The sequence below is a fragment of the Azonexus sp. genome (assembly GCF_041909095.1).
In the GTDB taxonomy this organism is placed as follows: domain Bacteria; phylum Pseudomonadota; class Gammaproteobacteria; order Burkholderiales; family Rhodocyclaceae; genus Azonexus.
Genome location: NZ_JAYREB010000006.1, coordinates 21,957 through 48,406, shown reverse-complemented (window position 1 = coordinate 48,406; position 26,450 = coordinate 21,957). Strand labels below are relative to the sequence as shown.

The 26,450-nt window shown below is 64.6% G+C and carries 22 protein-coding genes; 20 read left to right on the top strand and 2 right to left on the bottom strand.

The genetic code is table 11. The features are described from left to right. The first annotated feature begins 26 nt into the window (after positions 1-26). The 6 genes from smc to ACE3OV_RS12350 all read left to right on the top strand — a co-directional run bounded on the left by smc (position 27) and on the right by ACE3OV_RS12350 (position 9,658). On the top strand, positions 27-3,536 hold the full coding sequence (gene smc, locus ACE3OV_RS12375) for a chromosome segregation protein SMC (protein ID WP_374327500.1): 3,510 nt from the start codon (positions 27-29) through the stop codon (positions 3,534-3,536). Next, on the top strand, positions 3,533-4,834 hold the full coding sequence (locus ACE3OV_RS12370; RefSeq protein WP_374327499.1) for a cell division protein ZipA C-terminal FtsZ-binding domain-containing protein: 1,302 nt from the start codon (positions 3,533-3,535) through the stop codon (positions 4,832-4,834). Before smc ends, ACE3OV_RS12370 begins: the two co-directional genes overlap by 4 nt. Beyond that, complete coding sequence (gene ligA, locus ACE3OV_RS12365; protein WP_374327498.1) at positions 4,834-7,221, top strand: NAD-dependent DNA ligase LigA; 2,388 nt, start codon at positions 4,834-4,836, stop codon at positions 7,219-7,221. The genes ACE3OV_RS12370 and ligA overlap by 1 nt, the downstream gene beginning before the upstream one ends. 109 nt (positions 7,222-7,330) lie before the next feature. Further along, positions 7,331-8,200: a UTP--glucose-1-phosphate uridylyltransferase GalU gene (gene galU, locus ACE3OV_RS12360; protein WP_374327497.1), complete on the top strand. Its 870-nt coding sequence runs from the start codon at positions 7,331-7,333 to the stop codon at positions 8,198-8,200. Continuing rightward, positions 8,197-8,886 carry a class I SAM-dependent methyltransferase gene (locus ACE3OV_RS12355; RefSeq protein WP_374327496.1) on the top strand — a complete coding sequence of 230 codons (690 nt, stop codon included), beginning with the start codon at positions 8,197-8,199 and terminating at the stop codon, positions 8,884-8,886. Before galU ends, ACE3OV_RS12355 begins: the two co-directional genes overlap by 4 nt. Position 8,887: 1 nt before the next feature. Continuing rightward, positions 8,888-9,658, top strand: a complete 771-nt coding sequence (locus ACE3OV_RS12350; protein WP_374327495.1) for an S-methyl-5'-thioinosine phosphorylase — start codon at positions 8,888-8,890, stop codon at positions 9,656-9,658. 12 nt (positions 9,659-9,670) lie between these two features. On the opposite strand, the gene ACE3OV_RS12345 is transcribed toward ACE3OV_RS12350, so the two are convergent. Together ACE3OV_RS12345 and map are read right to left on the bottom strand one after the other, a co-directional pair. Beyond that, positions 9,671-12,229 (bottom strand): [protein-PII] uridylyltransferase, encoded by a 2,559-nt coding sequence (locus ACE3OV_RS12345; RefSeq protein ID WP_374327492.1) that lies wholly within the window; start codon positions 12,227-12,229, stop codon positions 9,671-9,673. Continuing rightward, the gene (gene map / locus ACE3OV_RS12340; protein WP_374327490.1) at positions 12,229-13,029 is read right to left on the bottom strand and encodes a type I methionyl aminopeptidase; all 801 of its coding nucleotides are present in this window, start codon (positions 13,027-13,029) and stop codon (positions 12,229-12,231) included. Before map ends, ACE3OV_RS12345 begins: the two co-directional genes overlap by 1 nt. A gap of 111 nt (positions 13,030-13,140) precedes the next feature. Here map and rfbD point away from each other — a divergent pair, with 111 nt between their 5' ends. From rfbD to lpxA, 14 genes are all read left to right on the top strand, one after another. Next, positions 13,141-14,037 carry a dTDP-4-dehydrorhamnose reductase gene (rfbD, locus tag ACE3OV_RS12335; RefSeq protein ID WP_374327489.1) on the top strand — a complete coding sequence of 299 codons (897 nt, stop codon included), beginning with the start codon at positions 13,141-13,143 and terminating at the stop codon, positions 14,035-14,037. Positions 14,038-14,242: 205 nt separating this feature from the next. After that, positions 14,243-14,986, top strand: a complete 744-nt coding sequence (gene rpsB / locus ACE3OV_RS12330) for a 30S ribosomal protein S2 (protein ID WP_374327488.1) — start codon at positions 14,243-14,245, stop codon at positions 14,984-14,986. Between the two features lie 61 nt (positions 14,987-15,047). Further along, a complete protein-coding gene (gene tsf, locus ACE3OV_RS12325; protein WP_374327487.1) occupies positions 15,048-15,947 on the top strand; it encodes a translation elongation factor Ts in 900 nt (299 codons plus the stop codon). A gap of 20 nt (positions 15,948-15,967) precedes the next feature. Then, positions 15,968-16,684, top strand: coding sequence for a UMP kinase (gene pyrH, locus ACE3OV_RS12320; RefSeq protein WP_374327486.1), 717 nt, complete (start codon positions 15,968-15,970; stop codon positions 16,682-16,684). Positions 16,685-16,695: 11 nt separating this feature from the next. After that, the gene (gene frr / locus ACE3OV_RS12315) at positions 16,696-17,253 is read left to right on the top strand and encodes a ribosome recycling factor (protein ID WP_374327485.1); all 558 of its coding nucleotides are present in this window, start codon (positions 16,696-16,698) and stop codon (positions 17,251-17,253) included. Positions 17,254-17,265: 12 nt separating this feature from the next. After that, a complete protein-coding gene (uppS, locus tag ACE3OV_RS12310) occupies positions 17,266-18,027 on the top strand; it encodes a polyprenyl diphosphate synthase (RefSeq protein WP_374327483.1) in 762 nt (253 codons plus the stop codon). Next, a complete protein-coding gene (locus ACE3OV_RS12305) occupies positions 18,020-18,850 on the top strand; it encodes a phosphatidate cytidylyltransferase (RefSeq protein ID WP_374327482.1) in 831 nt (276 codons plus the stop codon). The genes uppS and ACE3OV_RS12305 overlap by 8 nt, the downstream gene beginning before the upstream one ends. Continuing rightward, a complete protein-coding gene (gene ispC / locus ACE3OV_RS12300; RefSeq protein WP_374327481.1) occupies positions 18,847-20,034 on the top strand; it encodes a 1-deoxy-D-xylulose-5-phosphate reductoisomerase in 1,188 nt (395 codons plus the stop codon). The genes ACE3OV_RS12305 and ispC overlap by 4 nt, the downstream gene beginning before the upstream one ends. After that, entirely contained in the window at positions 20,031-21,398 is a 1,368-nt protein-coding gene (gene rseP / locus ACE3OV_RS12295) for an RIP metalloprotease RseP (RefSeq protein WP_374327480.1), read from the top strand. Before ispC ends, rseP begins: the two co-directional genes overlap by 4 nt. Positions 21,399-21,400: 2 nt before the next feature. Beyond that, positions 21,401-23,677 (top strand): outer membrane protein assembly factor BamA, encoded by a 2,277-nt coding sequence (gene bamA, locus ACE3OV_RS12290; RefSeq protein WP_374327478.1) that lies wholly within the window; start codon positions 21,401-21,403, stop codon positions 23,675-23,677. A 12-nt stretch (positions 23,678-23,689) separates the two neighbouring features. After that, on the top strand, positions 23,690-24,196 hold the full coding sequence (locus ACE3OV_RS12285) for an OmpH family outer membrane protein (protein ID WP_374327476.1): 507 nt from the start codon (positions 23,690-23,692) through the stop codon (positions 24,194-24,196). Further along, positions 24,196-25,239, top strand: a complete 1,044-nt coding sequence (gene lpxD / locus ACE3OV_RS12280) for a UDP-3-O-(3-hydroxymyristoyl)glucosamine N-acyltransferase (RefSeq protein WP_374327474.1) — start codon at positions 24,196-24,198, stop codon at positions 25,237-25,239. The genes ACE3OV_RS12285 and lpxD overlap by 1 nt, the downstream gene beginning before the upstream one ends. 4 nt (positions 25,240-25,243) lie before the next feature. Further along, positions 25,244-25,678, top strand: coding sequence for a 3-hydroxyacyl-ACP dehydratase FabZ (gene fabZ, locus ACE3OV_RS12275; protein ID WP_374327472.1), 435 nt, complete (start codon positions 25,244-25,246; stop codon positions 25,676-25,678). Position 25,679: 1 nt separating this feature from the next. Continuing rightward, positions 25,680-26,450: an acyl-ACP--UDP-N-acetylglucosamine O-acyltransferase gene (gene lpxA, locus ACE3OV_RS12270; protein WP_374327471.1), complete on the top strand. Its 771-nt coding sequence runs from the start codon at positions 25,680-25,682 to the stop codon at positions 26,448-26,450.

Genomic DNA, 26,450 nt, shown 5'->3' with positions numbered 1-26,450 from the left:
GCCATCCTGGCCACCGTTGAACGCGCATGCGCCTGACCAAACTCAAACTCGCCGGCTTCAAATCCTTCGTCGATCCCACTCAGGTTTCCTTACCTGGGCAGCTGGTCGGCGTCGTCGGGCCGAACGGTTGCGGCAAGTCCAACATCATGGACGCGGTGCGCTGGGTGTTGGGCGAATCGAAAGCTTCCGAACTGCGCGGCGAGTCGATGATGGACGTCATCTTCAACGGCTCGACCAACCGCAAGCCGGTGTCGCGTGCTTCCGTCGAACTGATCTTCGACAACTCGCTCGGTCGCGCCCTGGGCCAGTGGTCGCAGTACGCCGAGCTGTCGGTCAAGCGGGTGCTGACGCGCAGCGGCCAGTCGGATTACTTCATCAACAACCTGAAGGTCCGGCGCAAGGACATCACCGATCTTTTCCTTGGCACCGGGCTGGGGCCGCGCGCCTACGCCATCATCGGCCAGGGCATGATCTCGCGCATCATCGAGGCCAAGCCCGACGACCTGCGCGTCTTCCTCGAAGAAGCCGCCGGCGTCACCCGCTACAAGGAACGGCGCAAGGAAACGAACGGCCGGCTTGAGGATACGCGCGAAAACCTGCTGCGCGTCGAGGACATCCGCGAGGAACTCGGCCACCAGATCGCCAGGCTCGAATCGCAGGCCGAAGTGGCGCGGCGTTACCACGCGCTCAACGAACAACTGGTGCAGAAGCAGCAACTGCTGTGGTTGCTGAAGAAGCGCGAAGCCGAGGCCGAGCGCCAGCGGCTGGCGCTCGACGTCGAGCGGGCGAGCACCGAACTTGAGGCGCAGAGCGCCGCGCTGCGCGAGACCGAGGCCCGCGCCGAGGAAACCCGGGAAGCCCATTTCGCCGCCGGCGACGCGCTGCACAACGCGCAAAGCTCGATGTACGCGGCCAACGCCGAAGTCGCCCGGCTCGAAGCGGAAATCCGCCACCGCCGCGAATCGCGCAGCCAGCTCGAAGCGCGTCTGGTGCAACTGGAGGATGAGCTGGCCCGGTGGACGCAGAACGCCGAAAAACTCGCCGAGGACCGCGAGAAATGGGAAGAGCAGCAGGAAATCACCCGGCTGCGTGTCGAGGAAGCCGAGGAGCGCCTGCACGCCCAGATGAACCTGGCGCCGCAGGTCGAGGAGGACCACGCGCAGGCGCTCGACGAACTGCAGCGCCTCAAGACACGGACCGCCAACGGCGAGCAGAAGCTGGAAGTTGAGCTGACCAACAAGGCGCACGCCCAGCGCTCGCTGCAGGCCATCATCCAGCGCCGCGAGCGGCTGCGCGACGAAACCTTTGGCGAGGCGCCGGACGAACTCGAAGTCGCCGAGAAGGAAGAAGAACTCGAACTGCTGCGTGAGGAACTCGCCGGCGACCAGGAGCACCTGCAGCAACTGCAGGAGGAAATCCCGCAACTGGACGCCAGGCGCAAGGCGGTGCATGGCGAACTGCAGCGCCTCGAGCGCGAGCTCGCCGCCGGTCAGGCGCGCCGCGCCGCGCTCGAACAGATGCAGGCGAAGACCGCCGGCAGCGGCAAGCTGCCGGAATGGCTGGCTCGCCATGGGCTGGCCGAGGCAGCGGCGCTGTGGCAGCAGATCCATGTCGAGGCCGGCTGGGAAGAAGCGGTCGAGGCGGTGCTGCGCGAGCGGTTGTCGGCGATCGCCGGCGACGACCCGGCGAAGCTCGACGACTGGCTGCATGACCGGCCGCAGGCGCGGCTCTCGGTGATTCTCGGCGACGTCGCGGGCGAGCAGCCGGGCGCGGCAAACACCTTGCTTGCCCAGGTGCGCTGCGACGATTCGCGCATCCGCGCGGCGCTCGCCGACTGGCTGGGCAACGTCGCCACCGCGGAAACGCTGGCCGAGGCGCTGGCGCTGCGTGAGACGCTGGTGCCCGGGGCCGTCGTCGTCACCCGCGGTGGTGACCTGCTGACGCGCAGCAGCCTGACCTTCTTTGCGCCCGACCAGGGCGAGCACGGCCTGCTCGAACGCCAGCGCGAGATCGAAGCGCTCGCTGAGGGCATCGCGCTCGCCGAAGAGAAAGGTGAAACCCTGCGCGAGCAGGCGGCGCTGTTCGACGAGCAGTACGCCGACAAGCAGGAAGAAATCGACGAAACGCGCCAGTACGTCACCGACCGCCAGCAGCGCGTACACCACGTGCAACTGGAAGTGCTCAAGCTGACGCAGGCGCTGGCCCGCTACAACGAGCAGAAGGAACGCATCGCCGAGCAACTGGCCGAACTGGCCGAGGAAGAAGAGGGCGAGCGCGAGCGCGAAATGGCCGCCGACGAGCGGATCGAGGAAATCCGCGACGGCCTCAACCGCATCCGCGTCCTGGTCGCCGGCGCCCAGGCCCGGCTCGACGAGTGCGAACGCGCCGTGCGCGCCGAGCGCGAGAAGAACGCCGATTTCGACCGGGCACTGCGCGAGGCGCAGTTCTCGGCGCGCGAGGCCGAGAGCAAGCTGCAGGACATCTTCGCCCAGCAGGCGGTCGCCCAGCGCGAACTGAGCCGCATCGAGCGCGACCGCGCCGCCTGCGCCGAGCAGGTCGAAGCGGCGCCGGCCGACGTCATGGAAGAACAGTTGCAGCAGGCGCTGGCCGCCCGCCAACTGGCCGAGCAGGAACTGGCGGCCAAGCGCGACGCACTGGAAGCGGCGACCAACGCGCTGCGCGCGCTGGAAGAGCAGCGGCTGAAGATCGAGCAGGGGCTGGAGCCGCTGCGCGCGAAGATCGGCGACCTCAAGCTGAAGGAGCAGGCGGCGTCGCTCAATGCCGAGCAGTTCGCCATGCAATTGCTCGAAGCCGGCGCCGACGAGGCGGCGCTGCTGCCGCTGCTGGAAACCTTGGGCAATGCGGCACGGCCGTCGTCGCTGCAGGGCGAAATCACGCGCCTGGGCAACGCCATCGCCGAACTCGGCGCAGTTAACCTGGCGGCGTTGCAGGAGCTGGAGACAGCCAGCGAGCGCAAGGGCTACCTCGACATGCAGGCGGCCGACCTGACCGAGGCGATGGAAACGCTGGAAAGCGCCATCCGTCGCATCGACCGCGAAACCCGCGACCTGCTGCAGAGCACCTTCGACACGGTCAACAGCCATTTCGGCCAGTTGTTCCCGGAACTCTTCGGCGGTGGCCGCGCCGAACTGGTGATGACCGGCGAGGAAATCCTCGATGCCGGCGTCCAGGTGATCGCCCAGCCGCCGGGCAAGAAGAACTCGACCATCCACCTGCTCTCGGGTGGCGAGAAGGCCTTGACCGCGATTGCGCTGGTCTTCTCGATGTTCCAGTTGAACCCGGCGCCGTTCTGCCTGCTCGACGAAGTCGATGCGCCGCTCGACGACTCCAACACCGAGCGTTTCTGCAGCATGGTCAAGAAAATGTCAGGGGCAACGCAGTTCCTGTTCATTTCCCATAATAAAATCGCGATGGAAATGGCCGAGCAGCTGGTCGGCGTCACCATGCAGGAAAGCGGCGTCTCGCGCGTGGTGGAAGTGGATATCGAAGAAGCCTTGAAAATGAGGGATGCATGACCGAACTCCAACTGGGAATGATCGGCCTGAGCGCGACCGTCGTGGTCGGCGTGTACGCTTACAACAAATGGCAGGAATACCGGCACCGCAAGGTCGCCGAAGCGATGCTCCAGCCCGGCCAGGACGATGTCCTGCTCAATGGCGGTGCCCGTCCGGCCCGCCGCGAACGGCAGCCGGAGCGGGCGCCGGAAAAACCGGTGGAACGCATGGAACCGGCCTGTTCCGCTCCCGTAGCCCAGGAGCCGAGCCTGCACGAGCTGCCGGTGATCGACGACCCGGAACCGGTCATTGCGCCCGAGGATATGTCCGACAATTCGCCGGTGCAGGTGTTTGCGCCAGTGGCGGAAAGCGATTTGCCGCCGGTCTTTGCCGAGCCTGAGGATGAACCCGTCCCGGCGGCCCCGGTCGTTCAAAACCTTGCTGCGCCGGCGCCTGCCGAACGCGCGCCGGTGGAGATTCCGCATGTCGCCTTGCCGCCGGAACTCCTTGATCCGCGCATTGAACTGATCGTCGCCATGGAACTGGTCGAGCCGGTGTCGTCGCGGCAGATTCTGCTTTCGCAGCGTGACGTGCTGCGTCGTCTTGGCAAGCCCGTGCATTGGGTCGGCTTCGACGAAAGCCGGCGCAAGTGGCTGCCGCTGCACAGCGACGAAGACATCGCGGTGCGTCGCCTGCGCATCGGGCTGCCCCTGGTCAACCGGCTGGGGCCGGTGGCGGAGGGTGACCTCGCGCTGTTCAACGGCGCCATGCAGGCGCTCGCCGACGAACTGATGGCGGTGGCCGATCTGCCGTCGTCGCGCCCGCTCGACCAGGCGGCGGAGATCGATCGCTTCTGCGCTGCCGTCGACCTCGAGATCGGCCTCAATCTGGTCAGCCGCGGCATTCCCTTCCCGGGCACCAAGATCCGTGCCCTGGCCGAAGCCGCCGGCATGACGCTGGGCGTCGATGGCCTGTTCACCCGCTACGACGATGCCGGCCGCCCGCAGTTCAGCCTGCAGAACTACGAGAACACCCTGTTCTCCGGCGACAGCCTGCGCACCCTGACGACGCATGGCATCACCTTCCTGCTCGACGTGCCGCGCGTCGAGCACGGCGAAGCGGTGTTCGTGCAGATGGTCGCCCTGGCGCAGCGCTTTGCCGAGGTGCTGCAGGGCATGCTGGTCGACGACAACCGCAACCCGCTCGGCGAAAGCCAGCTCGATCACATCCGCCGCGAATTCATCGGCAAGCCGCAGGCGACGATGCGTTCCTTCGGCCTGGCTGCCGGCTCGCCGCAAGCCCTGCGCCTGTTCTCGTGATGCCGGCGCCGGAAATCACGGCGCGTGCCGCCTGGCTGCGCGCCGAACTGGAACGCCATAACCACGCCTACTACGTCCTCGACGCGCCGAGCATCCCGGACGCCGATTACGACGCACTGTTCCGCGAACTGCAGGCGCTGGAAGCCGAACATCCGGCGCTGGCGAGCGCCGATTCGCCGACCCGGCGCGTCGGTGGCAAGCCGCTGGCGCAGTTCGCGCCGGTGGTGCACGACGTCGCCATGCTGTCGATCCAGACCGAAACGGACACCGGTCCGAGCGGTGCGCTGAACTTTGACGCCCGCGTCCGCCGCGAGCTGGAACTGCCGGCTGCCGCCCCGGCGGTCGAGTACGCCGCTGAATTGAAGTTCGACGGTCTGGCGGTCAGCCTGCGCTACGAGAACGGCGTACTGGTGCGCGGCGCGACGCGTGGCGACGGCGCCACCGGCGAGGACGTCACCCAGAACCTGCGCACCATCGGCCAGATCCCGCTGCGTTTGCGGGGCGAGGCGCCGCCCTTGCTGGAAGTGCGCGGCGAGGTCTACATGCGCCGCGACGATCTCGAGAAATACAACACGGCAGCTGCGGCGCGCGGCGAAAAGACCCTGGTCAATCCGCGCAACGCCGCCGCCGGCAGCGTCCGCCAGCTCGACCCGGCGATCGCCGCCGGCCGGCCACTGAAGTTCTTCGCCTACGGCATCGGCGCGGTTGCCGGCTGGGATGAACCGCCAACCCATAGCGGCCTGCTCGACGCGCTTGCCACCTTTGGCCTGCCGGTCTGCGAACATCGCGCCGTGCTCGCCGGCGGCGAGGCACTGGCCGACTTCCATCGGCAAATTGCCGAATTGCGCGAGCGCCTGCCGTTCGACATCGACGGCGTGGTGTACAAGGTCAACGACCGCGAACTGCAGCGCCGCCTCGGCTTCCGCTCGCGCGAGCCGCGCTGGGCGGTGGCGCACAAGTATCCGCCGCAGGAGGCATCGACGGTGCTCGAGGCGATCGACATCCAGGTCGGCCGCACCGGCGCGCTGACGCCGGTGGCGCGTCTGCAGCCGGTGTTCGTTGGCGGCGTCACGGTGACCAACGCGACGCTGCACAACGCCGACGAGATCGAGCGCAAGGGCGGCATCTGCGTCGGCGACACGGTGATCGTGCGCCGTGCCGGCGACGTCATTCCGCAAATCGTTGGCATCGTCGCCGAACGGCGGCCGGTCGATGCCCGGCCCTTCGTCATGCCCGATGCCTGCCCGGTGTGCGGCGCGCACACGGTGCGCGAGCCGGGCGAAGCGGCGACCCGCTGTTCCGGCGGTTTTTCGTGCAGCGCCCAGCGCACCCAGGCGATCCTGCATTTCGCCGGCCGCCGCATGATGGACATCGAAGGCCTCGGCGACCGCTATGTCGAGCGTCTGGTCGAGTTTGGCTACATCCACGGCGTCGCCGACCTGTACCAGCTGACGCTGGGCGACCTGCTCGAGATGAAGCGGCGCGCCGACGAGAAGGACGGCGAGGCAAATCTCGGCAGCGAGCCGGATGCGCTGAAGGCTGGCCAGACGCCGACGCGCTGGGCCGAGAACCTGCTCGCCGGTATCGCCGCCAGCAAGACGCCGAAACTGGCGCGGCTGCTGTTCGCTCTGGGTATCCGTCACGTTGGCGAGAGTACCGCCAAGACCCTGGCCGACTGGCTGGGCAGTCTGGAACGCGTGCGCCGCGCGCCGGCGCCGTTGCTCGCCGTGCTGCCCGACATCGGTGCGACGGTGGCGGCGGCGATCGCCGATTTCTTCGCCGAGCAGCGCAACCTCGACGCCGTCGATGCCTTGCTCGGCGCTGGCGTCGCCCCGGCCGATGAGCATCCGCCGCATCCCGGCCTGGCCGAACGCCTGGCCTGGGCCGATATCTACACCGCGCTGGCGGTGCCCAAGCTGACCGCCAAGCGCGCCGGGCAACTGGCCACCGTCGCCGACGGCGCGGCGCTCGCCGACGGCAGCGTCGATGCCGCCGCGCTGTCGGTCGCCGGCCTGCCCGGCGAGGTGATCAGCGCCTTGTTCGCCTGGCTTGGCGAAAGCGGCAGGCGCGGCCTGCTCGCCGCCGTCGCCCGCCGTCGCCAGGAACTGCTCGACGCTTTGCCACAGGGCGCCGCGGCCGCCGTGCCGGCGCCGCTGGCGGGCAAGACCTTGGTGCTGACCGGCACCCTGCCGACCTTGAAACGCGACGACGCGAAGGCGATGATCGAAGCGGCCGGCGGCAAGGTTGCCGGGTCGGTGTCGAAAAAGACCGATTACGTCGTCGCCGGCGAGGAAGCCGGCAGCAAGCTCGACAAGGCGCGTGAACTGGGCGTCGCGGTGCTCGACGAGGCGGCTCTGCTCGAATTGCTGAACAAGGAAGAGTCATGAAGAAAATCGGAAAAGCCGTCTTTGGCTGCGGCCGCCATGCCAAAGCTTGCCTTAACGCCGGCTGTGCCGGCTTGGCCTGCGCTGAAAACGGTTTTCATGGGAGTATGAAATGAAGAAAGTCAGGAAAGCCGTTTTTCCGGTGGCTGGCCTGGGAACGCGTTTCCTGCCGGCGACCAAGGCCAGTCCCAAGGAAATGCTGCCGATCGTCGACAAACCGCTGATCCAGTACGCGGTCGAGGAAGCGGTCGCCGCCGGCATCACCGACATGATTTTCGTCACCGGCCGCTCGAAGCGGGCGATCGAGGATCATTTCGACAAGGCTTACGAACTGGAAACCGAACTGGAGATGCGCGGCAAGACGCAGATGCTGGCCTTCGTGCGCAACATGATCCCGAAGGACATCAACTGCATCTACATCCGCCAGCAGGAAGCGCTTGGTCTGGGGCACGCGGTGCTATGTGCGCGTCCGGTGATCGGCAAGGAGCCGTTCGCGGTGGTGCTGGCCGACGATCTGCTCGACGGCAGGACGCCGGTGCTCAAGCAGATGGTCGATGCCCATGACTATTACCGTTGTTCGGTGCTTGGCGTCCAGGATGTGCCGCGCGCCGATACCGCCAGTTACGGCATCGTCGATGCGCGCCCGGTGGCAGATCGCACCGAGCAGGTCAATGCCATCGTCGAGAAGCCGAAGCCCGACGTCGCGCCGTCCACGCTGGCCGTGGTCGGGCGTTACATCCTGACGCCGCGCATCTTCGATCATCTGGCACGGGCAAACCCGGGCGCCGGCGGCGAAATCCAGTTGACCGACGCCATTGCCTCGTTGCTCGACGAGGAGCAGGTCTTGGCCTACCGTTACGACGGCGTGCGCTACGATTGCGGCTCCAAACTGGGTTACCTGAAGGCGACGGTCGCTTTCGGCCGGCGCCACCCCGAGGTCGGCGCGGAATTCGCAGCCTATCTCGACGGCGAGCCGGGATGAGCGGCGCCAAGCTCGACAGTTTTCTCGACTACTGGGAAAACGAGGGCGAAGCGCTCGCCCGGCACGGCGACTACGACTGGATGGCGGCGCTGACACCGGGCCGGCGGGTGCTGGAAATCGGTTGCGGGCCGGGGTTTTCGACGCTGGCGCTGGCGCAGCGTGGCCTGCAGGTACTGGTCGTCGATGCCCAGCCTGGGTGCCTGGCGCTGGCCCGGCAACGCGTCGGCACACTGCCGCTGGCCGTGCTGGAGGCGGAAGTGACGGCGCTGAGCGCCGAACAGCGGGCGGTGATCGTCGACTTCGCGCCAGAGACCGTCGTCTGCTGGTTGATGGGCGCGCCGGCGGACGTCACCGGGGCGAGTGCCGGCGACGGCGGCAAGGCGGTCGTCGCCTACCGCGAGCGCGTGCATCGGGCGGTCGCCGAACTGGCGGCCGACCTGCCTTCGGTAAGCGCGCTGCATCTCGTCGACCGGACGGCGATTCCCTGGCAGGCCAAGGATATCGGCCGCGCCACGCTGCTCGGGTATCATCGCCAGAAAACATTGGCCGGCCTGCCTTTCCAGGCACAGCGCGAAGATGCGCTGTACCGCAAGCTGCAGGCTGCGGCCCCTTCCTTCAAACCGCATGCCGCCCTCAAGGGCGCCGTGCCCGTGCTGGCTTCGCTGCTGGCTTACCGGAGTTCCTGACATGCTGGCCATCATCGGCGGCAGCGGCCTGACGACGCTGTCCAATCTCGACGTTTCGCACCGCGAAGTGGTGCGCACCCCTTACGGCGAAGCTTCCGGCGCGCTGGTCTTTGGCCAGATCTGCGGCCGGCCAGCGGTCTTCCTGCCGCGCCACGGCTACGGCCACACCATTCCGCCGCACATGGTCAATTACCGCGCCAACCTGTGGGCCCTGCATCACCACCAGGTCAGCGGCATCATTTCCGTGGCCTCGGTCGGTAGCATCCGTCCCGACCTGCAGCCGGGCGACATCGTCCTGCCCGACCAGATCATCGACTACACCTGGGGCCGCAAATCCACCTTCTTCGACGGCGTCGGTGGCCCGGTGACGCACATCGACTTCACCGAACCCTACGATGCGGCACTCGCCCGGCGCATCGCCGACGCGGCGGCAGCCCTGGGTATCGCCATTGCCCTCGGCGGCGTCTACGCGGCGACGCAGGGGCCGCGTCTCGAGAGCGCGGCCGAGATCAACCGCCTGGAGCGCGACGGCGCTGACGTCGTCGGCATGACCGGGATGCCGGAAGCGGCGCTGGCCCGCGAACTGGGCGTTCCCTATGCGGCGATCAACGTCGTCGCCAACCACGCCGCCGGGCGCGGCAGCAGCGCCAACGGCATCCGTTTCGACAGCCTGGAGCATGTGCTGCAGGAGGCGATGGGCCGGGTCAAGGCGATCATCCAGGGGGTGGTCGGCTGCGAGGCGGCGTGCCCGCCGCTCGGCATGTCGGTGTGAGGCCCGCCGGGCTCACACCTTCAGGCGTTCCATCAGTTCGGTTTCGAGCCGGATGCGGCGCTTGGTGTCGGAGAGATCGCCGCCGCTGATCAGGAAGACGTCCTCGGCGCGCTCGCCGAGGGTGACGATCTTTGCCGTGTGCAGGTTGGCGCCGTGTTCGGCGAGCGTGCTGGCGACCGTGTATAGCAGACCGGGGCGGTCGGCAGCGGTCAGCGAGAGGATGAAGTGCTTGCCCTTCTCGTCGCCGCTGATGCTGACTTCCGGCTTGATCGGGAAGTGCCGGACCTGGCGCGAGAGGCGGCCGGCCGAGGGGATTTCCGGCGGCAGTTCGCGGGTCAGGCGGTCTTCCAGTTCGTGCTCGATGTAGTTGAGCATTTCCCGGTTGTGGTCGCGCCGCTCGACGTCGAGCAGGATGAAGCTGTCGAGCGCGTAGCCGTGCTCGGTGGTGTGGATCTTGGCGTCGACGATGCTGTACCCGGCGCGGGCGAAGAAGCCAACCAGGCGGGCGAACAGGTCGCGCTGGTCGCGGGTGTACACCATCACCTGCAGGCCGACGCCGTCCTGCCAGAGGCGGGCGCGGACGACCGGCCGGTTGTTGTGGATGCGGTAATGCAGCGAGCGCGTGTGCCAGGCGATTTCCTCGGCCGAGTGGCGCAGGAAATAGACAGTGTCGAGCTGCTTCCAGAGGCGCTCATGGACGGTGTCGGAGAGGGCGAAGAAACGCAGCAGGCGCATCGCTTCGGCCTGGCGGTCAGCGATGATGCCATGGCTGACCGGGGTTTCGTCCTGCGCCAGGTAGTGCAGCGTCAATTGGTAGAGGTCGGCGAGCAGCTTGCCTTTCCACTGGTTCCAGACCTTCGGGCTGGTGCCGCGGATATCGGCGTGGGTCAGCAGGTAGAGCGCCTGCAGGTGGCGTACATCGCCGACCAGCGCGGCAAAGCGGCCGATCACCTCGGGGTCGCTGAGGTCTTCCTTCTGGGCGATCTGCGACATGACCAGATGATGGCGGACCAGCCAGACCACCAGTTCGGTCTCGCTTTCCGTCAGGCCGTGGTTGTCGCAGAATTCGCGCGCATCGACGGTGCCTTTCTCCGAATGGTCGCCGCCGCGTCCCTTGGCGATATCGTGGAAGAGCGCGGCGATGTAGAGCAGCCAGGGTTGTTCGAATTCGTTGATGGTGCGCGAACAGAGCGGGTATTCGTGGGCGAACTCGCTCATCGTGAACCGGCGCAGGTTGCGCAAGACCTGCAGGATGTGCTGGTCGACGGTATAGACGTGGAACAGGTCGTGCTGCATCTGGCCGACGATGCGCCCGAAATTCGGCAGGTAGGCACCGAGGATGTCGAGCTGGTTCATGCGCCGGAATTCGTGGATGACGCCGCGCTCGGCCTGCAGCAGAGCGAGGAACATGGCGCGGTTGGCCGGGTCGGCGCGGAAGCCGTCGTCGATCCGCTCGCGCGCCAGCCACAGGGCGCGCAGGGTCGGGGCCGTCATGCCCTGCAGTTCGGAGTTCTCCTGCATGATGCGGAAGGCGTCGAAGATCAGGCCGGGCTGGCGCTCGAACAGCTTGTCATCACAAACGTCGAGCAGGTTGCCGACGATCTGGAAATTGGCGTCGTAAGCTTGCGGACGCTGCAGGTTTTCCGGGGCGAGCGCCGCGCCCATGTTCTGCAGGACGATGGTGTTGAGCAGCATCAGTCCCTTGGCGTTGCGGTAGTAGGCCTGCATCAGCTGTTCCGAGGCGCGCTTCGACTCGCTGTCCTGATAACCGTAACGGGCGGCGAGCGTGGACTGGTAGTCGAACAGCAGGCGGTCCTCGCGGCGGCGGGCGATGAAGTGCAGGCGGATGCGCAGGTGGCGCAGGAGGTCCTCGAACTGTTTGCCGAAGGCGACGCCTTCCTGCGACATGACGCCGCCCTTGCCCAGTTCGTCCCAGGTGTTGCCGAAACCGGCGGCCTTGGCGATCCAGAAGATCACCTGCAGGTCGCGCAGCCCGCCCGGCGATTCCTTGAGATTGGGCTCCAGGCTGTACGGCGTTTCGTTATGCCGCAGGTAGCGGTCCTGCTGTTCGAGCCGCTTGGCTTCGAAAAAGCCGAGCGGGTCGAGGTTGCCGAACAGGCGCTTGCGGAAGGTGGTGAACAGCTTGTCGTTGCCGGTCAGCAGGCGAGCTTCGAGCAGCGCGGTCTGGACGGTGATGTCGCGTGCCGCCTCGTTCAGGCATTCCGGAATGGTGCGTACGCTGTGGCCGATTTCCAGGCCGATGTCCCAGAAACTGCCGACCAGGCGCTCCAGTTTTTCCGCCGTGCTCGCGCTCGGCGCCTGCGGCAGCAGGATCAGCAGGTCGATGTCGGACGCCGGGTAAAGTTCGCCCCGGCCATAGCCACCGACGGCGGCGAGAGCGATCGAGCCGGGGAAGGCGAAGCTGTCCCAGAGGCGGCGCAGAATCTCGTCGACATCGGCGCAACGCTGCCTGAGCAGTGCCTCGGCATCGTTGTCGGATTCATAGGCGGCTTGCAGTGCGGCCTGGCGAGCCCTGACCTCGGTGCGCAGCGCCGCGATGTCGAGGCTCATCAGGCGATCCAGTCGGGTTTCGGCCGGCAGCCGGCCGACAGGGTGAGGATTTCGTAGCCGCTGTCGGTGACCAGCAGGGTGTGTTCCCATTGTGCCGACAGGCTGCGATCCTTGGTGACGATGGTCCAGCCGTCGGGCATCTCGCGGATCGCCGCCTTGCCGGCGTTGATCATCGGTTCGATGGTGAAGGTCATGCCGGGCTCCAGAACGATGCCGGTACCGGCCTTGCCGTAGTGCACCACCTGCGGGTCTTCGTGGAACTTGCTGCCGATGCCGTGGCCGCAGAACTCGCGGACCACCGAATAACCGTTTTTTTCGGCGTGTTTCTGGATGATTGCGCCGATGTCGCCGAGGCGGGCGCCGGGGCGGACCACCGAAATGCCCAGCCACATGCATTCAAAGGTGATTTCGCACAGGCGTCTGGCTTGGATCGAGCCGTCGCCGACGATGAACATGCGGCTGGTGTCGCCGTGGTAGCCGTCCTTGATCGTCGTGATGTCGAGATTGACGATATCGCCATTCTTCAGCACGCGGTCGCTGGGCACGCCGTGGCAGACCTGCTGGTTGATCGAGGTGCAAATCGACTTCGGGTAAGGGTCGTAGCCGGCCGGCGCGTAATTGAGCGGCGCCGGAATGCAGCCCTGGACATTGACCATGTAGTCGTGGCAGAGGCGGTCGAGCTCCTCGGTGGTGACGCCAGGCTTGACGAAAGCGTCGATGTAGTCGAGGACTTCTGCGGCCAGTCGGCCGGCGACGCGCATTTTTTCGATTTCCTCGGGCGTCTTCAGGGTGATGCTCATGGCTTTTCTGGGAGCTGGGGTAAAGGCGGAAGGATAAATGATGGTCCCTGTTTCGCAAAGCTGGCGCACTGGCAATGGCATACTTCCCGCTGTCGATGGAGGGAGTGGCGGATGAGCATCTTGTTGCTGGGCAAGGATGGTCAGTTGGGTTGGGAACTGCAACGCGCACTGGCGCCACTGGCGCCGCTGATCGCCTGCGGGCGCGGCGACTGCGATCTCGGCGATGCGGCGGCGTTGCGGGCATTGGTCGCCGCCACCCGGCCGGCGGTGATCGTCAATGCCGCGGCCTACACGGCGGTGGACAAGGCCGAAGCTGACGCCACCACGGCGCACGCGATCAATGCCGAGGCGCCGCGCGTCCTCGCCGAATGTGCTGTGGCAAGCGGCGCCCTGCTGATTCACTATTCGACCGATTACGTATATGACGGCAAAAAGTCCGCTCCGTATGTCGAAACCGATGCCGTGGCCCCGCAGAGCGTTTACGGGCGCAGCAAGCTGGCCGGTGAGGAAGGAATTCGCGCCAGCGGCGCCCGTTCATTGGTTTTTCGCACGAGTTGGGTCTTCGGCGAGCATGGCGGCAATTTCGTCCGCACCATCCTGCGCCTGGCGCGCGAGCGCGACAGCTTGTCGGTGGTCGACGACCAGATCGGTTCGCCGACGCCGGCGGCGCTGATTGCCGATGTCACGGCAGCGGCCCTGCTGCGCCTGGATCTCGGCCGCCGTCTGGGCGACGGCGAGACTCGCCTCTATCACCTGGCGGCGGCGAATCCGCTGAGCTGGTGCGGGTTTGCGCGGCGCATCGTCGAGCTGGCGGGCGGTCGTGCCGGTGGTCTGCGTTGCGCTGCGGATGCCATCCGCGCCATCAGCAGCGCCGAATACCCGACGCCGGTGCGGCGCCCGGCCAACTCCCGTCTCGACTGCAGCCGGCTGGCAGGCGATTTCGATCTGCATCTGCCGGACTGGCAACCCTATCTGCAACGGATGCTGGCGCAGATCGCTGCCAGATGACAATGGTGGCGTGACCGGCTTTTGGTTAGGCGAATTCGCTGCTATAATCCTGCGGTTTTTCCGGGTCTGTGGCCCGGAGAAAACGGCGGCGCGCACGGTGTGCGTCGTCAAATCCTCACATCCGCCGATTAAGGGTGTTCGTCAAATTCGAATAATGACGGGCGTTTGCGGCGGGTGGCGGTTCAACCCTTAAAGGAGTTTTGCAATGTCCGTTACCATGCGTGAAATGCTGGAAGCCGGTGTCCACTTCGGCCACCAGACCCGTTTCTGGTGCCCCAAGATGGCTCCGTACATCTTCGGCGCCCGCAACAAGATTCATATCGTCAACCTCGAAAAGACCCTGGCCAAGTACAACGAAGCCATGGCTTTCGTGAAGAAGCTGTCGGCCAACCGCGGCAACATCCTGTTTGTCGGTACCAAGCGTCAGGCCCGCGAAATCATCGCCGAAGAAGCGGCGCGCGCCGGCGCCCCGTGCGTTGATCAGCGCTGGCTGGGCGGCATGCTGACCAACTTCAAGACGGTCAAGACCTCGATCAAGCGCCTGAAGGACATGGAACTGGCCGTCGAAGCCGGCGACCTGGAAAAGATGTCGAAGAAGGAAGCGCTGACCTTCCGTCGCGAACTGGAAAAGCTGCAGAAGTCGATCGGTGGCATCAAGGAGATGGGCGGCCTGCCGGATGCCATCTTCGTCATCGACGTCGGCTACCACAAGATCGCCATCACCGAAGCCGAAAAGCTCGGCATCCCGGTCATCGGCGTGGTCGATACCAATCACTCCCCGGAAGGCGTCTCCTACGTCATCCCGGGTAACGACGACTCTTCCCGCGCCATCCAGCTCTACGCCCGTGGCGTTGCCGACGCGATCCTCGAAGGTCGCAGCCTGGCGATCCAGGAAGTGGTTGCCGGCGGCGACGACGAATTCGTCGAAGTCGAAGAAGCTGCCGAATAAATATCGGTGTAACGGCGGAGCCTCAGGCTCCGCCTGTCTCATAAGCTCAGGAGAAACAAGTATGGCGGCAATTACCGCAAGCATGGTCGCGGAACTGCGCGGCAAGACCGACGCCCCGATGATGGAATGCAAGAAGGCGCTGACCGAAGCCGACGGCGACATGGTCAAGGCTGAAGAAATCCTCCGCGTCAAGCTGGGCAACAAGGCCTCCAAGGCGGCGGCCCGCATCGCCGCGGAAGGCATCGTCGCGGTCAGCATCGCCGCTGACGGCAAGACCGGCGCCATCGTCGAAGTCAATTCGGAAACCGACTTCGTCGCCAAGAACGACGACTTCATCGCGCTCGCCAATGGCTGCGCCGTGCTGGTCGCCGAGCAGAACCCGGCCGATGTCGCCGCCCTGTCGGCGCTGCCGATGGGCGAGGGTAGCGTCGAATCGACCCGCGCTGCGCTGGTCGGCAAGATCGGCGAGAACATGACGATCCGCCGTTTCGTCCGCTGCGCCGCGCAAGGCAAGCTGGTTTCCTACATCCACGGTGGTGCCAAGGTTGGCGTGCTGGTCGATCTGGTTGGCGGCGACGAGCAACTCGGCAAGGACATCGCGATGCACATCGCCGCGTCCAAGCCGAAGTCGCTCGACGCCTCGGGCGTTTCCGCCGAACTGCTGGAAACCGAGCGCCGCGTTGCCATCGAGAAGGCGCGCGAAGCCGGGAAGCCGGAAGCGATGCTCGAGAAGATCGCCGAAGGTACGGTCCAGAAGTACCTGAAGGACGTGACCCTGCTCGGCCAGGTCTTCGTCAAGGCCGAAGACGGCAAGCAGACGATCGAACAACTGCTGAAGCAGAAGGGCGCTTCGGTCGCCAGCTTCACGCTGTTCATGGTCGGCGAGGGCATCGAGAAGAAGGTTGACGATTTCGCTGCCGAAGTCGCTGCCCAGGCCGCTGCCGCGGCTGCCAAGAAGTAATCTTCCGTAAGGAAAAGTCGATGACCACACCCAAATACAAGCGCATCCTCCTCAAGCTCTCCGGCGAGGCCCTGATGGGCAGCGACGCCTACGGTATCAATCCGAAGGTGATCGGCGAAATCTGCGGCGAGATCAAGGCGGTCGCTGACCTGGGTGTGGAAATCGGCGTCGTGATCGGCGGTGGCAACATCTTCCGCGGCATGGCCGGTACGGCCACCGGGATGGATAGGGCCACCGCGGATTACATGGGCATGCTGGCCACGGTGATGAACGCCATGGCGCTGTCCGACGCGATGCGTCAATGTGGCCTGAACGCCCGCGTGCAGTCGGCCCTGAATATCGAGCAGGTGGTTGAGCCTTACATCCGTGGCAAGGCCATCCGCTATCTCGAAGAAGGTAAGGTCGTGATTTTTGGTGCCGGTACCGGCAACCCCTTCTTTACCACCGATACCGCTGCCGCGCTGCGCGGGTCGGAAATCGGCGCCGAGATCGTCCTCAAGGCGACCAAGGTCGACGGCATCTACACCGCCGATCCGAAAAAGGATGCTTCGGCGACGCGCTACGACAAGATCAGCTTCAACGATGCGATCTCGCAAAATCTTGCGGTCATGGATGCCACGGCTTTCGCTCTGTGCCGCGACCAGAAACTGCCGATCAACGTCTTCTCCATTTTCAAGACTGGCGCACTCAAGCGCGTGGTCTGCGGTGAAAATGAGGGGACGCTGGTCTACTGCTGAGGGATAGAGAGATGATTGCCGAACTCAAGAAAACCGCCGAGTCGAAGATGCAGAAGTCGCTTGAGGCGCTCAAGAACGACCTGCTCAAGATTCGCACCGGCCGTGCCCACACCGGCCTGCTCGACCACGTCATGGTTGATTACTACGGTTCGCCGGTGCCGGTGAATCAGGTCGCCAACATCACCCTGGTCGATGCCCGTACCCTCGGCGTCCAGCCCTGGGAAAAGAACATGCTGCAGAAGGTCGAGAAGGCGATTCGCGATTCCGACCTCGGCCTCAATCCGGCCTCGCAGGGCGAGCTGATCCGCGTGCCGATGCCGGCGCTGACCGAAGAGCGGCGCAAGGAAATGATCAAGGTCGTCAAGCACGAAGGCGAGGGCGCCAAGGTGGCGATCCGCAACCTGCGTCGCGATGCCAATACCCATCTCAAGGACGCGCTGAAAAAGGGGGAAATCCCCGAGGACGCCGAGCGCAAGGCGCAGGATGATGTCCAGAAGCTGACTGACAAATACATCGCCGAAGTCGACAAGATGCTCGCCACCAAAGAGGCCGAGCTGATGCAGGTCTGAGACCCGCCCGGGATGGCGTTGTTTTCCAGTTCGACGCGGGATCTGCCGCAAAGCACCGTCGTGCCAAGGCACCTCGCGGTGATCATGGATGGTAACGGGCGCTGGGCCAAGAAGCGTTTCCTGCCCCGCGTCGCCGGCCACGTCAAGGGCGTGGAAGCCCTGCGCGAAGTGGTTCGTCACTGTCTGGGCAGGGGAATTCGCTATCTGACGGTATTTGCCTTTTCTTCGGAAAACTGGCGCCGGCCCCAGGATGAAGTCAGCCTGCTGATGCAGTTGTTCGTCAAGGCGCTGCAGCAGGAAGTTGATAGCATGAACCGCAACAACGTCCGCTTGCGCATCGTCGGCGAGTTGTCCCGGTTCGATCCCCTGTTGCAGTCCCTGGTCGTTGAGGCCGAAGCAAAAACGGCGACGAATACTGCGCTCGATCTGACGATCGCCGCCAACTATGGCGGGCGTTGGGACATCATGCAGGCGCTCAACCGCCTGGCCGTTGCCGACCCGTCGCGTGCCGGCGCCTGGGCTGAGGCCGATCTGGAGCCGCACCTGGCGATGCATTTCGCGCCCGAGCCGGATCTGTTCATCCGCACCGGCGGCGAGGAACGCATCAGCAATTTCCTGCTCTGGCAACTGGCCTACACCGAGTTCTATTTCACGCCGACCCTGTGGCCGGATTTCGATGCCGCCGAACTGGACAAGGCGATTGCTTCCTACCAGCAGCGCGAGCGTCGTTTCGGGCGGACCAGCGAGCAGTTGAACGGCGCCGGCAATGCTTAAGACGCGCGTGATCACGGCGCTGGTGCTGGTCAGCCTGCTGCTGCCCAGCATGTTTCTTCTGCCGCAGGCTGTCTGGGCCATCGTGATTGCCCTCTTCATCGGCGTTGGCGCCTGGGAATGGGGGGCGCTGCTGGGCTGGTCGGGGCGTGCCCGGATTGCGCTCGGCGCCGCTGTCGCCTTTTCCTGTACGGCGCTCGCCTGGATCGATCCGTCGGCCGTTGGCGCCGCCGGCTTGCAGCCGGGGCAGCCCTGGGTCTTCCTGCTCTATGGTGTTGCGGCGGTTTTCTGGCTGTTGCTGATTCCGTTCTGGCTGCGCGGCAAGTGGGCGCTGCAGGGGCTTGGCGGTTTGCTGGTCGGTGCGATCGTCCTGTTGCCGACCTGGCTGGCCATGGTCCAGTTACGTGCGGCCTCGCCGCTCTTGTTGTTGGCGGCGTTTGCCGTCGCCTGGGTGGCCGATATCGCCGCCTATTTTGCCGGTCGCCGTTTCGGGCGGCGCAAGCTGGCGCCGACGATCAGCCCGGGCAAGACCTGGGAAGGCGCAGCGGGTGCCGTGCTTGGCGTCCTCGTCTATGGGCTGTTGCTTGGCCATTATTTCCTGGAGGGCAGCGTTGCCCTGCCGCTCTGGGTGCTTGCCTTGCTGGCGGTGACCGCGGTCAGCATTGTTGGTGATCTGTTCGAATCCCTGCTCAAGCGCAAGGCCGGCATCAAGGACAGCAGCAATGTGCTGCCCGGGCATGGCGGCGTGCTTGATCGCATCGACAGCCTGACTTCGACGCTGCCGCTGATCGCGCTCGTCTGGTTGCTGGTAATCTACCGCGGATGACCCAGAACATCACCGTCCTCGGATCGACCGGTTCGATCGGCACCAGCACCCTCGACGTCATTCGTCGCCACCCCAGCCGCTACCGGGCTTTTGCGCTTTGTGCGCATACCCAAGTTGATGCCCTGTTTGAGCAATGTCGGGAATTCCGCCCGCTTTTCGCCGTCATGCGCGACGCGGCGCTGGCCGCCGAACTCGCCGGCCGTTGCCGCGATGCCGGCTTGCCCACCGAAGTCCGGCACGGGGTGGGTGCCCTGATTGAGCTGTCTTCCCTGCCGGAAGTCGACGCCGTGATGGCGGCGATCGTCGGTGCCGCCGGCCTGGCGCCGACGCTGGCGGCAGCTCGCGCCGGCAAGCGGGTGATGCTGGCGAACAAGGAAGTGCTGGTCATGGCTGGCGAACTCTTCATGCACGCCGTCCGCGAACACGGAGCGAGCCTGCTGCCGGTCGATAGCGAACACAACGCGATTTTCCAGGCGCTGCCCGTCGATTTCACGCGCGGCCTGGCGGCGGTCGGCGTCGAGCGCATCCTGCTCACCGCGTCCGGTGGTCCGTTCCGCAACGTGGCTCTGGCCGATCTTGGTGCCGTGACGCCGGAACAGGCCTGCGCCCATCCCAACTGGGTGATGGGGCGCAAGATTTCGGTCGATTCGGCGACCATGATGAACAAGGGGCTGGAAGTCATCGAAGCGCGCTGGCTGTTCGATGCGCCGCCGGCGATGATCCAGGTTGTCGTCCATCCGCAGAGCGTGATCCACTCCGCGGTCCAGTACGTCGATGGCTCGACGCTGGCTCAGCTCGGCAATCCCGACATGCGCACGCCGATCGCCTGTGCCATGGCCTGGCCAGAGCGTATCGCCGCCGGCGTCGCGCCACTCGACCTGTTCAAGGTCGGCCGGCTGGATTTCTTCGCCCCCGATTTCGAGCGTTTCCGTTGCCTGCAACTCGCCTACGATGCGCTGCACGAAGGCGGGACGGCGCCGGCCATCCTCAACGCGGCGAACGAGGTGGCGGTGGCCGCTTTCCTTGAGCGGCGCCTGTCCTTCCTCGGCATCGCCCGCCTCAACGAAGCCGTTCTCGCCGCCTTGCCGGCTGGTCCGGAGGGCAGCCTCGACGATGTCATCGCCGCCGATGCGCGGGCGCGCCAGCTGGCGGACGCCATGGTGGCCGACGGGCGTTTCGCATGAGTGATCTGCCGCTAACCCTGGCCGCCTTCGCGCTGGCCTTGGGCATCCTGATCGTCGTCCATGAATTCGGGCATTACATCGTCGCACGCTGGTGCGGCGTCAAGGTCTTGCGTTTCTCGATCGGTTTCGGCCCTGTTCTCTGGCAGCGGCGTCTCGGGCGCGATGCCACCGAGTGGGCGGTCAGCGCCCTGCCGCTGGGCGGCTACGTCAAGATGCTCGACGAGCGGGAAGGCGAGGTGGCGGTGGAAGAATTGCCGCGCGCCTTCAACCGGCAAGGCGTCGGTCGGCGCAGCCTGATCGTTGCCGCCGGTCCGCTGGCCAATTTCCTGCTCGCCATCGCCCTGTACTGGGCCGTCTTCCTGCACGGCACCAATGAACTGCTGCCCGTCCTCGGTGCGCCGGCCGCCTCGACCCCGGCCGCTGCGGCGGGCATTCGGGCTGGTGATCAGGTGGCGCGCATCGATGACGAGACGGTCGTCACCTGGGACGACTTCCGCTGGCAACTCCTGCAACTGGCCGCCGCGCGTTCCCAGGTTGCACTCGATGTCGTCGATGCCGACGGGGTCGCTCGCACCCGTCTTCTGGTGCTCGACGCCGTACGGGAAGAGGGCTGGGAGGGCGATCCGCTGGTGCATCTCGGCTTGCGCTTCTATCGTCCGGACCTGCCGGCGGTCATCGGCCGTCTGGTCGATGGCGGGCCCGCTGCTCGCGCCGGACTGCAGGCGGGCGACCGCGTGCTGGCGATCGACGGTCGTCCGCTCGCCAACTGGCAGGCGCTGGTGCTCGCCGTCCGCGACGCAGGCGGGCGCAGCCTGCGTTTCGACATCGAACGGCAGGGCGTCAGCTTGCAGCTTGCTGTCGTTCCCGACGAGGCCAGCGAAGGCGGTCAACGGATCGGCCGCATCGGCGTGGCAGTCGCGGAAACGGCGGAAAGCCGCCGCGAACTGCGCACCTTTGTCCGCTACAGCTTCATTGATGCCGGGCGTAAGGCGATCTTCGAGACCTGGGACAAGTCGGTTTTCAGTCTGCTCATGCTGGGTAAAATGCTGACTGGCGAGGTTTCCTGGAAAAACCTCTCGGGGCCGGTGACGATCGCCGATTACGCCGGGCAGACGGCGAAGCTCGGGATCGATTATTATGTCCGCTTCATGGCGCTGATCAGCATCAGCCTGGGGGTGCTCAACCTGCTGCCCGTCCCGGTGCTGGATGGCGGGCATTTGATGTATCATATGATCGAAGTCGTCAGGCGGAAGCCCCTCTCGGAGCGGGCAATGGCAATCGGACAACAGTTCGGACTCGCCATCTTGTTCAGCTTGATGGCTTTCGCATTTTTTAACGACTTGAATCGCCTGTTCGGCGGCTAACGATGAAAAAATCCCTGTTGCCAGCCTTGATTGCCGGTTTGTTTGCCATGCCCGCGCTGGCCTTTTCCCCCTTTGTGGTCAAGGACATCCGTGTCGAGGGCATTCAGCGTACCGAGGCGGGGACGGTCTTCAGTTATCTGCCGGTCAAGGTTGGCGAAACCTTCACCGACGAAAAGGCGGCGCAGGCGATCAAGTCGCTGTTTGCCACCGGTTTCTTCAAGGATGTGCGGATCGACGTCGAAGGCAACGTCATGGTGGTCGTGCTGCAGGAGCGGCCGGCGATTGCCTCGCTCGATTTCGTCGGCATGAAGGAATTCGAGAAGGACGCCATCATCAAGGCGCTGAAGGAAGTCGGCATCGCCACCGGCCGCATCTTCGACCGTTCGCTGCTCGACAAGGCGGAGCAGGAACTGAAGCGGCAATATCTGACCCGCGGCAAGTACGCTGCCCGGATCACGACGACGGTGACGCCGCTCGAGCGCAATCGGGTCGGCATCAATTTCGGCATCGTCGAAGGCGACGCCGCCAAGATTCGCCAGATCAACATCGTCGGTGCCAAGGCTTTCCCGGAAAAGGAACTGCAGTCGCTGTTCGAGCTGACGACGCCGGGCTGGCTGACCTGGTACACCAAGAACGACCAGTACTCGCGCCAGAAGCTCGCTGCCGATATCGAGAAGCTGCGTTCCTTCTATCTTGATCGCGGTTACATGGAATTCAACGTCGAGTCCACTCAGGTCTCGATCTCGCCCGACAAGCAGGACGTCTACATCACCCTCAACGTTGTCGAAGGCGAGCGCTACAAGGTTGCTTCGGTCAAGCTGGCCGGCGATTTCACGATTCCCGAGGCAGAACTGCGCAAACTGGTTCTGGTCCGTCCCGGTGATGTCTTCTCGCGGGAAAGACTCAACGACTCGACGAAGGCAATCATCGATCGGCTGGGTGCCGAAGGCTATGCCTTCGCCAACGTCAATGCGGCGCCCGAGATCAACCGGGAGAAGCACCTCGTCGATTTCACCGTCTTCGTCGATCCTGGCAAGCGGGTCTATGTGCGCCGCATCAACGTCACCGGCAACACCAAGACACGTGACGAGGTGGTGCGCCGCGAAATCCGGCAGATGGAAAGTGCTTGGTACGATGCGCAGAAGGTCCAGGCCTCGAAGGAACGCATCGATCGCCTCGGTTTCTTCACCGAAGTCGCGGTCGAGACGCCGCCGGTGCAGGGAACGACCGACCAGCTCGACGTCAATGTCAACGTCACCGAAAAGCCGACCGGCAACCTGATGCTCGGTCTCGGCACGTCCAGCGCCGACAAGGTGATCCTTTCCGGCTCGATTGCCCAGAACAATTTCATGGGTAGCGGCAACAACGTCGGTCTGCAGGTCAATACCTCGAAGTCCAATCGCGCCTATTCGGTTTCCTACACCAATCCCTATTTCACGCCGGATGGTGTCAGCCAGGGCTTCGATGTCTATCACCGGACGACCGACACCAGTTCCACCGATCTCGCGTACTACAAGTCAAAGTCCAGCGGTGGCGGCATTCGCTTCGGTTTCCCGATCGACGAGTATCAGTCCTTCTCTTTCGGTATTGCGGCGGACACGACGAGCATTGATGTCTTCGACAGCAGTCCGAACTACTACAAGAAGTACGTCAACGAGTTCGGCAAGACCAACATCTCGATCCCGCTGACCCTGAACTGGGCCAAGGACACGAAGAACAGCTTCTTCTTTCCGACCAAGGGCACCTATCAGCGTGCCAGCCTTGAAGTCGGTCTGCCCGGTGGTGACCTGACCTATTACCGCGCCAATTACCAGATCCAGCATTTCCTCCCCTTGTCGAAGCGCTTCACGCTGATGCTCAATGGTGACTTCGGTTATGCCCGAGGTTACGGCAACAAAGAACTGCCGTTCTTCAAGAATTACTACGCTGGCGGGGTAAACTCGGTGCGTGGTTTCAAGACCAGCACGCTGGGATCTGCCGGAACCCTCGATGGTGACGATCGGATTGGCGGCAACCGCAAGATTGTCGGCAATGCCGAGTTGCTCTGGTCCCTGCCGGGCTTCGAGAAAAGTGCGCGGGTTGGTCTGTTCTTTGATGCCGGTCAGGTGTACGCTTCGGGCGACAAGTTTGACCTTGGCGAGTTGCGTTATTCCACCGGGGTGACGGCGTCCTGGGTGTCGCCGATCGGACCGTTGAAATTCAGTGTCGGTACGCCGCTGAACAAGAAGGATGACGATGAAAAGGAAACCTTCCAGTTCCAGTTGGGTACCACTTTTTGATCCAGGAGTCTCATGTTGAAAGCCAGAACCTTTGCCGTCGCCTCCCTGATGTCCCTCTTGAGCGTGGGTGGGCTCGGTGCCGCCGAACTCAAGGTGGGTTATGTCGATACCCAGCGCATCTTCCGCGAGGCGCCGGCCGCCCAGAAGGCGGCCAAGAAGCTGGAAAGCGAATTCTCGCGGCGTGACCAGGAATTGCAGCGCATGGCCAAGCAGTTGCAGGGCCTGCAGGAATCGCTGGAAAAGAACGGCGTGGCCATGGGAGAGTCGGAGCGCCGCGCCAAGGAAAAGGAACTGGGCGATCTGTCGCGTGAGTTCCAGCGCCGCCAGCGCGAGTTCCGCGAAGACCTCAACCTGCGTCAGAACGAGGAAAACGCCGCAATCATCGAAAAGGCCAATCGTGCGATCAAGCAGATTGCCGATACCGACAAGTACGACCTGATCCTGCAGGACGTCGTCTGGGTCAGCCCGCGGCTCGATGTCACCGATCGCGTCATCAAGGCGCTGTCCGACGGCAAGTGATGCCGGATACCGCAGCCCATTCGCTGACGCTAGCCGAGATCGCCGCCCAACTGGGCGGCGACTTGCTTGGGGCGGGCGATATCCGCATTTTCCGCGTCGCCACGCTGGCGACGGCGGGTGAGGGCGAGATTGCCTTCCTGGCCAACCCGAAATACCGGGCGCAATTGCGTTCCTGTCGTGCCGCCGCAGTGATCCTGGGACCTGACGCGGCTGCAGATTTTGCCGGGCCGCGCATCGTCACTGGCAACCCCTATGCCTACTACGCGCGCGTTGCCTCCTTGCTCAATCCGTTGGCGGCCGGCTTTTCCGGCGTCCATGCCAGTGCGGTGGTCGATTCCGCCGTGCCGGCCAGCGTCGCCATCGGGCCGCTGGCCACCATCGGCCGCGGCGTGACCCTGGGCGAGGATGTCATCGTCCATGCCGGTTGCGTGATCGGCGACGGGGTCAGTATCGGCAGCGGCAGCGTGCTTTACCCCAATGTCACCGTCTACCACGGCTGCGTGCTGGGCGAGCGGGTCATCGTCCATTCCGGTACGGTGATCGGCGCTGACGGCTTTGGCTTTGCCCCCGAGGGCAAGCGCTGGATCAAGATTCCGCAGACCGGTGTCGTGCGCATCGGCAACGACGTCGAGATTGGCGCCAACACCACGATCGATCGTGGTGCGCTAGACGATACGGTGATCGGCGACGGCTGCAAGATCGATAATCTGGTGCAGATCGCCCACAACTGCCAGATCGGCGACAACAGCGTGCTCGCCGGTTGCGTCGGGATTGCCGGCAGTACCACTCTGGGCGAACACTGCGTCGTCGGTGGTGCCGGCATGATTTCCGGCCACCTCGAGCTGGCGGCGGGAACGACGGTTTCCGCAGGAACGCTGGTGATGAAAAGCATCAAGGAGGCGGGGCGCTATACCGGCGTCTTCCCGCTCGATACCCACGACGACTGGATACGCAACGCGGCGCACATCCGGCGCCTGTCGAAGCTGGCGGAGCGGGTTTCCGAGCTTGAGAGATTACTTAAAGAAAATAATATAAAGGATTGAAAAAATGGATATTCACCAGATTCTCGAGCACCTCCCGCACCGCTATCCCTTTCTGCTGGTCGATCGTGTCGTCGATCTCGTCCCGGGTAAGTCCATCCACGCCTACAAGAACGTCACCATCAACGAACCCTTTTTCGTCGGCCACTTTCCACACCATCCGGTGATGCCTGGCGTGCTGATCATGGAAGCGCTGGCCCAGGCGGCCGGCATCCTGTCGTTCAAGACCATGGAAGAAAAGCCGTCGCCGGATACCGTGTTCTACTTTGCCGGTATCGACGACGCCCGTTTCAAGCGCCCGGTGATGCCGGGCGACCGTCTCGATCTGCACGTCAAAATCGAGCGCCAGATGCGCGGCATCTGGAAGTATGTCGCCGAAGCCCGGGTCGACGGCCAGCTCGCTGCCTCGGCCAAGCTGATGTGCGCCAAGCGGGACCTCTGACATGATTCATCCGACCGCCATCGTCGATCCGGGCGCGCGCCTCGGCGCCAATGTCGAAATCGGTGCCTACTCGATCATCGGGCCGCATGTCGAGATCGGCGACAACAGCGTCGTCGGTCCGCACGTGGTGATCACCGGCCACACCCGCATCGGTTGCGACAACCGCATCTTCCAGTTCTGCTCGCTGGGCGAGGTGCCGCAGGACAAGAAATACGCCGGCGAGCCGACCCGTCTCGAGATCGGCGACCGCAACACGATCCGCGAGAGCTGCACCTTCAACGTCGGTACCGTCCAGGATGCCGGCGTCACCCGCATCGGTGACGACAACTGGATCATGGCCTACGTGCATATCGCGCACGACTGCCAGGTCGGCAACAAGTGCACCTTCGCCAACAACGCCTCGCTCGCCGGTCATGTCGTTGTCGGTGACTGGACCATTCTCGGCGGTTTCACCGGGGTGCATCAGTTCTGCCACATCGGCGCCCACGTCATGACCGCAGTCAGTTCCGTCATCCTGCAGGACGTTCCGCCCTACCTGATGGCTGCCGGCAACACTGCCCAGCCCTACGGCATCAACGTCGAAGGACTGAAACGGCGTGGTTTTGGACCGGACGCCATCATGGCGCTCAAGCGGGCCTACCGGACGATCTACAAATCCGGTTTGCTGCTCGAGGAAGCGAAGGCCAAGCTGGTCGATGAGGCCAGGACCAACCCTGAGCTGCAACTGTTCGTCGACTTCTTCGCGCAGTCCCGGCGGGGCATCATCCGCTGA

What these genes read in the sequence shown, in the direction of transcription:
- ACE3OV_RS12350 (WP_374327495.1), top strand. Translation starts at nt 8,888, where the DNA reads ATGCTGGCCATCATCGGCGGCAGCGGCCTGACGACGCTGTCCAATCTC.
- ligA (WP_374327498.1), top strand. Translation starts at nt 4,834, where the DNA reads ATGCCGGCGCCGGAAATCACGGCGCGTGCCGCCTGGCTGCGCGCCGAA.
- tsf (WP_374327487.1), top strand. Translation starts at nt 15,048, where the DNA reads ATGGCGGCAATTACCGCAAGCATGGTCGCGGAACTGCGCGGCAAGACC.
- ispC (WP_374327481.1), top strand. Translation starts at nt 18,847, where the DNA reads ATGACCCAGAACATCACCGTCCTCGGATCGACCGGTTCGATCGGCACC.
- ACE3OV_RS12370 (WP_374327499.1), top strand. Translation starts at nt 3,533, where the DNA reads ATGACCGAACTCCAACTGGGAATGATCGGCCTGAGCGCGACCGTCGTG.
- rfbD (WP_374327489.1), top strand. Translation starts at nt 13,141, where the DNA reads ATGAGCATCTTGTTGCTGGGCAAGGATGGTCAGTTGGGTTGGGAACTG.
- ACE3OV_RS12345 (WP_374327492.1), bottom strand. Translation starts at nt 12,229, where the DNA reads ATGAGCCTCGACATCGCGGCGCTGCGCACCGAGGTCAGGGCTCGCCAG.
- ACE3OV_RS12355 (WP_374327496.1), top strand. Translation starts at nt 8,197, where the DNA reads ATGAGCGGCGCCAAGCTCGACAGTTTTCTCGACTACTGGGAAAACGAG.
- ACE3OV_RS12285 (WP_374327476.1), top strand. Translation starts at nt 23,690, where the DNA reads ATGTTGAAAGCCAGAACCTTTGCCGTCGCCTCCCTGATGTCCCTCTTG.
- fabZ (WP_374327472.1), top strand. Translation starts at nt 25,244, where the DNA reads ATGGATATTCACCAGATTCTCGAGCACCTCCCGCACCGCTATCCCTTT.
- smc (WP_374327500.1), top strand. Translation starts at nt 27, where the DNA reads ATGCGCCTGACCAAACTCAAACTCGCCGGCTTCAAATCCTTCGTCGAT.
- map (WP_374327490.1), bottom strand. Translation starts at nt 13,029, where the DNA reads ATGAGCATCACCCTGAAGACGCCCGAGGAAATCGAAAAAATGCGCGTC.
- lpxD (WP_374327474.1), top strand. Translation starts at nt 24,196, where the DNA reads ATGCCGGATACCGCAGCCCATTCGCTGACGCTAGCCGAGATCGCCGCC.
- uppS (WP_374327483.1), top strand. Translation starts at nt 17,266, where the DNA reads ATGGCGTTGTTTTCCAGTTCGACGCGGGATCTGCCGCAAAGCACCGTC.
- rpsB (WP_374327488.1), top strand. Translation starts at nt 14,243, where the DNA reads ATGTCCGTTACCATGCGTGAAATGCTGGAAGCCGGTGTCCACTTCGGC.
- lpxA (WP_374327471.1), top strand. Translation starts at nt 25,680, where the DNA reads ATGATTCATCCGACCGCCATCGTCGATCCGGGCGCGCGCCTCGGCGCC.
- rseP (WP_374327480.1), top strand. Translation starts at nt 20,031, where the DNA reads ATGAGTGATCTGCCGCTAACCCTGGCCGCCTTCGCGCTGGCCTTGGGC.
- galU (WP_374327497.1), top strand. Translation starts at nt 7,331, where the DNA reads ATGAAGAAAGTCAGGAAAGCCGTTTTTCCGGTGGCTGGCCTGGGAACG.
- ACE3OV_RS12305 (WP_374327482.1), top strand. Translation starts at nt 18,020, where the DNA reads ATGCTTAAGACGCGCGTGATCACGGCGCTGGTGCTGGTCAGCCTGCTG.
- frr (WP_374327485.1), top strand. Translation starts at nt 16,696, where the DNA reads ATGATTGCCGAACTCAAGAAAACCGCCGAGTCGAAGATGCAGAAGTCG.
- bamA (WP_374327478.1), top strand. Translation starts at nt 21,401, where the DNA reads ATGAAAAAATCCCTGTTGCCAGCCTTGATTGCCGGTTTGTTTGCCATG.
- pyrH (WP_374327486.1), top strand. Translation starts at nt 15,968, where the DNA reads ATGACCACACCCAAATACAAGCGCATCCTCCTCAAGCTCTCCGGCGAG.